Below are 8,636 nucleotides of genomic sequence, written 5' to 3'. Positions count from 1 at the left end.
GGTGTGGCCGGCATCGTGGCGCTCGCACCCGGAGTGGAACTCGAAATACGCCCAAAATACGCGGGTGAAGGTGACGATTGGCGAGCGGACCTCCTGTTTCTCGCCCTGTTTGCTGCCCATGGGCGCATCGATCCGATCCGCACCATTGCTTCCGACAAGTCTACCCCGAACAGCCTCGCCGATTTAATCGCAAGGACGCTACTGAATGAGCTCCGGCGCAATCACAGGACCCCCCTCAAGGCGCGTCGGCGGGTCACAACCGAAACCTTCGAGCCGCTTGGAGAGATTGATCCCGACACTCTTCTAAACCCAGGGGAGGAGGGCTGGCGGCAGACTTTCTACGCAATGAGCCGCGACAACGAGTACTGGGCGACCATACATGCCGGTGCACATGCGCTGCTGGGTCATGTCCGCGATGTCCAGGTAGCCGTTATGCTCAGAGATGCGGTAGGACGCTGGGGCTCCCCCGCCGTTCGACCGAGCCGGATCAGACGCATCCTACCGCCCCGTCTCTCCGCTTGGCAAAGAGCCTACGATCTCGCGCTCGAACTGCTGAAAAATGCAGGGTTCGCTCCAGGTTCCGGCGCCTTTGCTACCTTTGAATTCACCCTCGACACATGGCGAACCTGGGAAGCGCTCGTCGAGCGCTCACTCGTGATGCGCCTCGGCGCAAATCGCGTCCAGCTCCAAAAAGATTTCCAGCTTGGCATAATACACCGGGCAGGACGGGCAACTTCAAGCCTCGTTAGACCAGACGCGCTCGTGGACGTGGACGGCCCCATCGTTTTCGACGCGAAGTACAAAGGCAACGAAGAACGCGGACGCAATACGGTGTCGGCTGCCGACCGGTACGAAGTGATTGCATTCATGCACGCGACGGGTAGCTCCAAGGCAATCCTCGCCTACCCCAGCCTGAATGCCGCCGATGTCGGCGAGGAAGCGAAGGTGTTCCAACGTGAACAGCTGCCAACTGGCAGCCTTCTCGCGATAACAACTGGAGTGTCCGGTATTGCACGACCAGGCGGTCTAGCAGCGTTTTCATCCACATTAGCCGCCGCAACACAAGAATGCACAAACGCTGGGATCTAGAAGCAAGCTACCATGCTGATGTACAGGTCAAAGCCGAATGGTTGACACCGCGTCCTGCCTCAAGGTGGATGACTACCGGCCGGAAGCGGCTTGGGTAAATCGATCAAAAGCATCTTCTTCATCGGACTCCTGCTCCCAGGAGGTCCTGCTGTCCTCAGCGTCATCAAACACCAAAAGAGATATCGTCATTTCATAGCGATCGGCGAAGATCGCCATCTCTCGTACGTCACTGACGCCACCCCATACGCTCCGATCAAGCATGGTCCCCCGATCCGGATCGGGAAGAATCAACATGGGCCGCGTCGCCAATGATCCTGCCGGCAGTTCCATCCCGCTCGGATAGTATAGCCGTCGCTTCTTCGCCGACGTGCTGCGCCAGCACCACAGCACGAAACCGTTGGTTGCCACGACGAGGACGGCGCACTTGGGTGTGAAGTCCAGCCACTTGATCGCCGCTGCGGTCATCGAGACGCCGTAGCGATCGGCGCATTGCCGCAGCAGCTCCAGCGTCATGTCGTCGCGGCCAACCTGATCCCGATAATCGTTCATCGGCATTAACAGGTATGACGCGAAGGCATCTGCCTCCTGTTCGATGCGACGCCGCTCTGCATCGCGATCAACACCCAGAATCTGCTTCTCCCCGCATTCAAACCCGCCGGGGCTGATCTGGCGATGGACAAAATAATGCCCCAGCTCATGGGCCAAGGTAAAGTTGATGCGTCCCGCCGACACAATGTTAGGGTTATAGAGGATCGCCCATTTTCCGCTTTTGGGTAACGGCGCCAGCGCACCCTCGAAATGGTCTACTGGTGCCTCCTTGATCGTCTTGATCGGATCGGCAAATTTGCGCTGCGTATAGTCGAGTGCGATGGTTCTCACATCAACCGGGAAACGTGGCCCCCATAGCTGGCTCAGCAGATTGGCCCATGCTCTCGGTTGTGTGGGATCGGGCATCACTCGTCGTCCAGAACGTCCAGGATACGTTTGAGCTTTTCTTTCACGTCGGGATTGGCTCCCTGATACTTGCGATAGAACGCCTCATCATGTTCGTCAGCGGTGGGCTGAGTTCGCTCCTCGTCAGCTAGGTACTCGGGGGTCACCCCCAGCACGGCCGCAATACGATTCAGCTTATCGGCCGAGGGACGCGCGACCGGCTTGTTCTCTATCTCCCACATGTAGCTCTTGCTGCTGCCGGTAGCCTGGGCGAGCTGATCAAGGGTCAGCTTCTTCTCCTGCCGTAGCTCCCGAACCTTCCGACCGAGAGTCGATGACATGGTTTCTCCGTGAAAATTCGTTCGTTCGGTGATAGCCTCATTTTTCCTACTTGAACAGCGAACTCGTAGTAGCCATATTGCTTGTACCGGTAGTCCGAACTGGATGCCGGACATCATGGTTCAAGGAGTTTGAAGAATGGCAGGTAGCAAGGGCGGCGGTGGTCATTACCGCAGCGCAATCAGCGGTCGGTTCGTGACCTCGGCTCACGGCAAGGCCAGCCCCCGTACGACGGTGCGGGAATCCAACTCGGGCGGCAGCTCCGGCGGTCACTATCGGAGCGCGATCAGCGGCCGCTACGTCACCACCGCACATGGCAAGGCCAGCCCCCACACCACCGTCCGCGAGAGCTGACAAAAGGAGGGGACCATCATGGCCAAGCGCTATGTGAACAAGACCGGCAAGGACAGGGACGGTGATATCACCAAGCTCTGCAATGCCGGGCAGAGCTGGTCGCCCCGCTTCAAGGCGGACGCTATTCGGGATATCGAGAACGGCGATCACCAGTATTACGTCTCATGGACCGATGGTCAGGAGACGCCCATCACGGTCGTTAACGGCCCCAGCGGCAAGTACCTCCGCACCCGCCGCGACGGCTCGACCAAGAACAACCTCGACGATCTGCTCGATTGCTGAGGAAGGGGCGGAAGGGGTGCTAGCCCCCTAACGCTTCGTCCTCTCGTCTGCCTCAACATCGATGGTGCAACGCACCGCCTCGCGCGCTTTGTCTGCACGCTTCCGGCACGCCTCCAGCGCCTCACGATTGGCGGCAACGATCCGGTCGCCCGCCGCCAGTGCAGTGAACGCACCAGGCGAGGCGCTCTGCATCATGCGCTGCCCGCCTTCCCACATCGGCATGTCGAGCGTGTGCGCCGCCATCTTCTCGGGCCATTGCCAGCTCGCCGGCACGGCGCGTGCCACAATCCCGGCGAACGTCGCCCAAAGCACCATGCCGAGCACCACCCCGCCGGTCGCCGTCCACATCACCCATCGGTTCTGCTCGTCGCGGCGCCGCGCCGATGCGACGACGCCCTGAAGCATCCGGGTCGCGTCCTTCAGCTCAGCAGCGGCGGTCGCGATCGTCCGCCGGTCCTCGGCGCTGGCGTCCGCGCCCGCCGCCACGATCCGGTCAACGATATGGCGCGGGGTCGCTCCCTCCTTGGCTGCGACCACCAGAGCGTCCGCGCGCTGGAAGGTGGCGTTGATCGTCTGCAACAGGCCCGCCAGCGTCTCGCTATAGTCGGGCTGCTCGGGAAGTTCGACGCGCTCGATCGCCATCCGCTCCACGGCACGGCGCAGCAGCGCCAGCTCGCCCTCCACCCGCGCGAAGGCTTCCTGGGCTGTCTCGGGTTCGTGCTCGTCCTCGCTCATCCTGTCTCCCTCACGCACCCGAAAGCGCGAAACCTATCGGCTCAATCCCCGGTCGCGCTCGCGGTCCGGCCCCAGCGATTTCGCCAGCGCGTCGCCGATCGCGCGGTCCTTCTCCAGTTTCAGCGCCAGCTCGGGCGCGCGACGGCGCAGCGCGGATTCCAGCTGCGGATCGCGCCCGATCGCGCCGGCGACCTTCGCCATGTTGCCGCGCATCCGCTCCGCGCCGGCGCGGTCGCCCGCCCGCTCAAGGGTGGCACGATCGCGCTGCATCGCCTGCCAAGCTTCCACGAAGCGGCCCGCGCGCGCCTCCGGGTCGAGCCGCACGCGCTGCTCCTCGGCCATCGCGCGCGCCGCCCCGCCGGTGTTGCCGCCGGCGGCCTGCTCGATGAGCTTCGGGTCACGCCGGAGCGCGGAAGCGAGGTCGCGCGCGGCATGGGGGCGGCCTGCGTCCAGCGCCTCGCCGGCCTTGCGCAATGCGCTCTCCTGGTGGGGCAGCACGGGCAGGCCCTTGGCGCGCATCCGGCCTATATCGGCCGTGGCGCGCGCATAGCGTTCGATCGCTTTGTCCTGGCCCGGCTTGTCGCCGATCATAGGCTCCCGTTTGGGCGCGGACGCCTTCTCGGCTGCCGGCTTGGGCCGGAAGCCGTCGAACATGCCCTTGGCCTTGTCGCGCACTTTGGCGGCGATCTCCCGCGCGAGTTCCGGGAACCGGATCTCGCGCCGCTCGGCGAACGCGCGTGCCCGGTCATTGTCGGACGGCGCGGTATAGTCGCTGGCCATGTCCTTGGCGCGGTCACGCGACAGGACGCGGGCGAGCTGGCGCTGGTCTGTGAAGTCGTCGCGGCCATAGTGGAGCTGCACGCCCTCACGGTGCCGGGACAAGGCGACATAGGCCCCGTGCCGGTCCATCCCCGGCGTCGCCAGCACATGCGCGCGATCGACGGTCACACCCTGCGATTTATGGATGGTCGCCGCATAGCCGTGATCGACAGCGGCATAGTCCTTGAGGTCGAACGCGACACGGCTGCCGCCATCGAGCCGCACCGCCATGCGTCCCTCGCTGACTTGCTCCAGCGTGCCCAGCGTGCCGTTCTTCACGCCAAGCGAACGCTCGTTGCGCAGGAACATGATCCGGTCGCCGGACGCGAAGTCGCGCCGGCCGCGATCGACCGTGGTGCCCACGTCCTCGCCCAGCCCGCCCGATGCGCGCACCCGCTCGCGCGCTTCCTGGTTCAGCTCCCGCACCTCGGCATTGGTATGGGTGAGGATGATCCGGCTCTGCTCCGGCGCAGCCTGGCGCTGGCGGTCCCAGCCATCGACCAGCGCGGCGCGCGCAGCTTCTCTGGTTTCCGCCGCATTAACCATGCCGTGATCGGCATAGGCGTGCAGCGCCTCGGCCGTGCGGCCCGTGGCGAGCGCACGCGTCGCGTCCTTCTGCCAGTTGTCGCGCTGCCGGCGAACCTCGGTGATCTCGGCCGCGCCGTGGCGCTCGCTGATCGACCGGAACGCCGCGCCGGCTTCGATCGCCTGCAACTGCTCGGGATCGCCCACTAGCACCACCTTCGCGCCGGCGTCACGGGCATGGGACAGCACCCGCTCCATCTGGCGGGTGCCGATCATGCCCGCTTCGTCCACCACCAGCACGTCATTGCGGGTCAGCTGGTCACGCCCCTGCGCCCACGCATGTTCAAGGCTGGCGATGGTGCGGGACTGGATGCCCGATCCGCCCTCAAGGTTCTCGGCCGCGATCCCGGACAAGGCCGCGCCGCGCACCTGATAGCCCTCGCGCTCCCACGCCTCGCGCGCGACGCCCAGCATCGCCGACTTGCCGGTGCCGGCATAGCCGATGACCGACGCCAGCCCTCGGCCCTCCGTGATATGGTCGAAGGCGTCGCGCTGCTCGCCCGACAGCACCAGGCCGCGCCCTTCCGCCGTCTCCAGCGCTCCGGTGCGATGGGACACGGACACGCCATGCCCGGCGCCACGCGCCAGCTCGTCACCGGCGCGCTCAAGCTTCGCTTCGGTAGCGATCATCTCGCGGGAGGTGAACCGCTCCTGGTCGCGCCCGTCCTTGCCCAATGCCACCAGCTCGGGACTGGCGCGCACCGCCGCCATCACCTGGTCGAACTGCTCCTTGCCGTCCGAATGACGGAAGGCGAACGCGGCAAGATCGCGGATGGTGAAGGTCGCCTGTTGCCGCGTGATGCCGTCGAGCGCAATGCGCGGGTCGGCCGCGATCTTCTCGCCATTCTCCCGCGCGATCCGCCGGTGATCGTCGGCGCGCTCGGCATCCTCGCCGCGGTCGAGCCGCCGCATTCCCGCTGGCCCAATCTTGTGCTGCGGCTCCAGCGCGATGCCCTGGTCTTCATAGGAGCGATGATCGATCCGGCCCTCCAACCCCAGCTCGGCCATGCGCTCGTTCACATGCGCCGCCCATGCCTCGCGCCACTCCTGCAACAGCTCGGTGCCGTTCCAATCCCGGACCTTCTTGCCGAACCCCTCCTGCCCCACTTCGCGCATCGCCAGCATGACATGCGCGTGCGGCTTCGGGCTGCCGTCCTTCGCCTTGTCCCAATGCACGTTGAGGTCGGCGACCATCCCGCGCTTCACGAACTCCTTTTCCACGAAATCGCGGGCGAGGCTCACGCCCTGCTTCTCGTTCATCTCGCGCGGGATCGAGAACTCCACTTCCCGGGCAAGCTGCGCGTCCTTGCGCTTCTCCCCTGCCTCCACCTCGTTCCAGAGCGCAGTGCGGTCGTTTAAACGCTCTGGCGCACCTTCCGGCAACAGCACCTCGGAGTGGATGACGCCGGCCTTGTTCGAGAAGTCGTGATGGCGGTTCAGCTTCTCATCGAACATCCGCGATGCCGAGCGATAGGCAGCGGACGCGACGGCACTGGAGCCCTTCGCGCGGCTGATAACCTTGGCGCTGAAATGATAGATCGCCATCGCGACCGTCATGATGCACTTCTTAGCGCATGTCGGCAACGAGGTATAAGCGCGCACTCATCATTCGCTTCGCTCCCGCTGATTGACTGCGGTGCGTTTTCATTATGGGTTGCCTGCCTGCTCCTGTTTGCTAGGCTGCGGTGAACCAGACGCGGAAGGAGAGAGCACCATGCGCAAGGTGCGCGACTATGACGCGGAACTGAAAGCGCTGGAGAGCCGCGCCAAGGCGATCAAGGCGCGTCGCATCGAACAGCTCGGCCAGCTCGTCACCGCAACCGGGGCCGATGCGCTCGACATGGAAATGCTCGCCGGCGCGCTGCTCGATGCCGTTGCGTCGAAGGATGCGGAAGCGAAGGAGGCTTGGCGCGCGAAGGGCTCCACTTTCTTTCAACGGCGCGGGCGCAAAGCTGGGCGGACTGCTGGCGGCAACGGCGACAGCGCAGGTACGCAACCGGGCGCTGATCCAGCGTCTGGAAGCGGCACGGCGTCGGACTGATACGCGGGGCTGGGTCTTGGCTCGGCGCGAACGCACCCGCCACCTGATCGAGCTGGGCGGCCTCGTCCAGAAGGCTGGCCTGGTCGATCTCGCCGACGACGATCGCGCAACGATTTACGGCGCGCTGCTGGAGCTGGTCGGCCGCGCTCGCGGCGAGGCCGGCGACTCGCTTGCGCTCTGGAAGCGGCGCGGCAAACGCGCGTTCGATGCGGAAAACAATGTGGAGGAGCTGTCTTGAGGAAGACTCTATGGGCCTTGCCGCTCTGCGTCATCATCGCCGGTTGCGGTCGAGGCCCTGCCGATCCGCAAGGCCTCGAAACCGGTGAGACTTTGTTGACGGTAACAGGCACCGGACGCACCGAAGCCGCGCCCGACCAGGCGCTGTTCACCGCCGGCCTGTCGAGCGTGGCGGCTGATGCGAAAAGCGCCAGCGCGAAGAATGCGGAAGCCATGAGCCGGATCACGGCCGCCCTTGCCCGGCTGAACGTGCCCGCGCGCGATATCCAGACGCGCAGCCTGTCGGTCAATCGCTTGGACTATGGCCCCAACAAGGGCCGCTTCGAGGCGAGCAATACCCTCACCGTGCGGATGCGTGACACGGCGCGGGTCGGTGAGGCGATCGCCGCCGTCACCGATGCCGGCGCGAACATCGTGTCTGGCCCCGACCTCTCCGTTACCGATCCCGAGAAGGCGAACCTGAGCGGCTATGATGCTGCCTACAAGTCTGCCCGCGCCAAGGCCGAGGCTTATGCCAAGGCCGCTGGCCTGCGCATCGACCGAGTGCTCGCGATCCACGATGGCGGCCAGGGCGGCTACATGCCGCAAATGGGGGCAATGGATGCCCGCATGGTCGCGCCGCCGCCCGTGTCTGTGCAGGCGGAACAGGCGTCGGCTACTGTAATGGCGGGGACCAATGCCGGAATGGTGACGGTGCGCGTGAACTTCGCGCTGGCCCTCAAATGAACACCTAGCCACCATACCGCGAGAAAGGATGAAGCCGTGACGCCCCTCCTCGACCTCGATGCGATCCGCCGGGAGGTTCGCGCGCTGGAGTTTGAGCGCGGCACGCCGGCTGATGTGGCGGAATGGCGCGAAGCCGATGCCGAATCCCGCGCCAACCTCGCGATCGAGGGCATGACGCTGAGCGGGGATGACGAGGCGCTGTTCGACATGCTGCGCGACGAGGCGGTGCCCCCTCCCCTCGCCACGCAAATCATCCTCAAGCTGCTCGGGCATCCCGACGCCGATCCGGCGCTTGCGATTACGCCGCTGGAACAGGCCTGCTGATGGCTGGTCCGCTCATCGGCGGGCGGCGGCCGATCAGCTGGCGGCTCGCGATCGTCGTCTCGTTCGTCGCGGCCTATGCGACCGCGCGATGGCTGGAAGGCATCTTCGGCGTCGGGCAGATTTCCGGCACTGTGTCGTTCCTGGTCCTGGTCGGCCTGATCGGCGCGACCTG

General features: G+C 65.0%; 11 protein-coding genes. 7 read left to right on the top strand and 4 right to left on the bottom strand.

Annotated elements, in window-relative coordinates:
• Nucleotides 1–1,089: 5-methylcytosine restriction system specificity protein McrC (locus ABDZ92_RS16850; protein WP_343764179.1), on the top strand; the 1,089-nt coding region annotated here is incomplete at its 5' end.
• Nucleotides 1,090–1,161: 72 nt separating this feature from the next.
• Here ABDZ92_RS16850 and ABDZ92_RS16845 read toward each other — a convergent pair.
• A complete protein-coding gene (locus ABDZ92_RS16845; RefSeq protein ID WP_024021624.1) occupies nucleotides 1,162–2,043 on the bottom strand; it encodes an ImmA/IrrE family metallo-endopeptidase in 882 nt (293 codons plus the stop codon).
• Complete coding sequence (locus tag ABDZ92_RS16840; protein WP_343764174.1) at nucleotides 2,043–2,477, bottom strand: helix-turn-helix domain-containing protein; 435 nt, start codon at nucleotides 2,475–2,477, stop codon at nucleotides 2,043–2,045. The genes ABDZ92_RS16845 and ABDZ92_RS16840 overlap by 1 nt, the downstream gene beginning before the upstream one ends.
• A 22-nt stretch (nucleotides 2,478–2,499) precedes the next feature.
• Between ABDZ92_RS16840 and ABDZ92_RS16835 the strand changes: the two genes are divergently transcribed.
• Nucleotides 2,500–2,715: a hypothetical protein gene (locus ABDZ92_RS16835; RefSeq protein ID WP_024021626.1), complete on the top strand. Its 216-nt coding sequence runs from the start codon at nucleotides 2,500–2,502 to the stop codon at nucleotides 2,713–2,715.
• Nucleotides 2,716–2,733: 18 nt separating this feature from the next.
• Nucleotides 2,734–2,997, top strand: coding sequence for a DUF3892 domain-containing protein (locus ABDZ92_RS16830; RefSeq protein WP_024021627.1), 264 nt, complete (start codon nucleotides 2,734–2,736; stop codon nucleotides 2,995–2,997).
• Nucleotides 2,998–3,024: 27 nt separating this feature from the next.
• Here the strand turns inward: ABDZ92_RS16830 and ABDZ92_RS16825 are convergent, their stop codons facing one another.
• Both ABDZ92_RS16825 and traA read right to left on the bottom strand, forming a co-directional pair.
• On the bottom strand, nucleotides 3,025–3,732 hold the full coding sequence (locus ABDZ92_RS16825; protein WP_024021628.1) for a DUF6118 family protein: 708 nt from the start codon (nucleotides 3,730–3,732) through the stop codon (nucleotides 3,025–3,027).
• 33 nt (nucleotides 3,733–3,765) lie between these two features.
• On the bottom strand, nucleotides 3,766–6,681 hold the full coding sequence (gene traA, locus ABDZ92_RS16820; protein WP_343764182.1) for a Ti-type conjugative transfer relaxase TraA: 2,916 nt from the start codon (nucleotides 6,679–6,681) through the stop codon (nucleotides 3,766–3,768).
• Nucleotides 6,682–6,850: 169 nt separating this feature from the next.
• Here traA and ABDZ92_RS16815 point away from each other — a divergent pair, with 169 nt between their 5' ends.
• The 4 genes from ABDZ92_RS16815 to ABDZ92_RS16800 are packed head-to-tail and all read left to right on the top strand — an operon-like array spanning nucleotide 6,851 to nucleotide 8,464.
• Nucleotides 6,851–7,177 (top strand): conjugal transfer protein TraD, encoded by a 327-nt coding sequence (locus ABDZ92_RS16815; RefSeq protein ID WP_024021605.1) that lies wholly within the window; start codon nucleotides 6,851–6,853, stop codon nucleotides 7,175–7,177.
• Between the two features lie 16 nt (nucleotides 7,178–7,193).
• Nucleotides 7,194–7,415, top strand: a complete 222-nt coding sequence (locus ABDZ92_RS16810) for a conjugal transfer protein TraD (RefSeq protein ID WP_024021606.1) — start codon at nucleotides 7,194–7,196, stop codon at nucleotides 7,413–7,415.
• Between the two features lie 17 nt (nucleotides 7,416–7,432).
• A complete protein-coding gene (locus tag ABDZ92_RS16805) occupies nucleotides 7,433–8,140 on the top strand; it encodes an SIMPL domain-containing protein (protein ID WP_024021607.1) in 708 nt (235 codons plus the stop codon).
• A 36-nt stretch (nucleotides 8,141–8,176) separates the two neighbouring features.
• Complete coding sequence (locus ABDZ92_RS16800) at nucleotides 8,177–8,464, top strand: hypothetical protein (RefSeq protein ID WP_024021608.1); 288 nt, start codon at nucleotides 8,177–8,179, stop codon at nucleotides 8,462–8,464.
• Nucleotides 8,465–8,636: the final 172 nt, after the last annotated feature.

Source organism: Sphingomonas molluscorum (assembly GCF_039522995.1).
GTDB lineage: Bacteria > Pseudomonadota > Alphaproteobacteria > Sphingomonadales > Sphingomonadaceae > Sphingomonas > Sphingomonas molluscorum.
Note: the sequence above shows the minus strand (reverse complement) of the source record. Positions and strands in the feature narration are given on the sequence as shown.